Origin of the sequence: Pseudomonas fuscovaginae SE-1, assembly GCF_000364705.1 — a bacterium.
In the GTDB taxonomy this organism is placed as follows: Bacteria; Pseudomonadota; Gammaproteobacteria; order Pseudomonadales; family Pseudomonadaceae; genus Aquipseudomonas; species Aquipseudomonas fuscovaginae_A.
On record NZ_AQOH01000313.1, the window covers coordinates 1 to 672 of the forward strand.

The window sequence follows — 672 nt, forward strand, 5'->3', positions numbered from 1 at the left end:
AGAAAAATTCAATTCTGTGTCCGGGAATTGTTGACCACTACACAGAGGCAACACTTGACGTCGTTTCCGAGATTAGTTGGCCACTATACCGCAATACTATCGTGCCATTACGCTAAATTTCGGTACTATTCGGCTAACGCTGAATCTCCGAAAGGCTGAGAAATGGACTTCACCACTATCATCTCCCAAGTCTGGGGCATACCAAGCTGGATCATCCCGGCCATGCTGCTTGCGCTGCTCAAATCATCGTGGACCAAGGGCGATATCGGCGAACTGCTCATGCGCTTCCGTTCTTGTTGGCAACTCAATATACAAACACACCACCCACCAGCAGGGTGGCAGTACCTGAAATGCGGAAACCCATTGCTAGTCCGTGACGTGAAATCAGGTGTGAAAGCAGGGCCGCTGCATTGCCCCCCCAAAACTTTCCTAAGTACCCCACCATATATATCCCTTGACCTGCAGGATTCAACAAGCAATTACGAACTGCCCGCCACTATTTTTTTAATGAAAACTAAATCGGCCCTCGTACACTTCGACACCGAGAAAACCAATGTGTCCGAAAAACACGAACTTTATGAACTAGGGGCACTCGCCCTAACCCTGTCCCTAACATCCTCCATCCTTCCGTAGACCAGTTATTTGGTCACCTTTTTACGGTGTTATATGAAA

At 48.1% G+C, this 672-nt stretch carries 1 protein-coding gene; it reads left to right on the plus strand.

Translation table 11 applies throughout. The features are described from left to right. The first annotated feature begins 162 nt into the window (after positions 1-162). On the plus strand, positions 163-633 hold the full coding sequence (locus K675_RS33200) for a hypothetical protein (RefSeq protein WP_157383991.1): 471 nt from the start codon (positions 163-165) through the stop codon (positions 631-633). Positions 634-672: the final 39 nt, after the last annotated feature.

Coding starts and splice junctions, on each gene's coding strand:
- K675_RS33200 (WP_157383991.1), top strand. CDS start 163: ATGGACTTCACCACTATCATCTCCCAAGTCTGGGGCATACCAAGCTGG.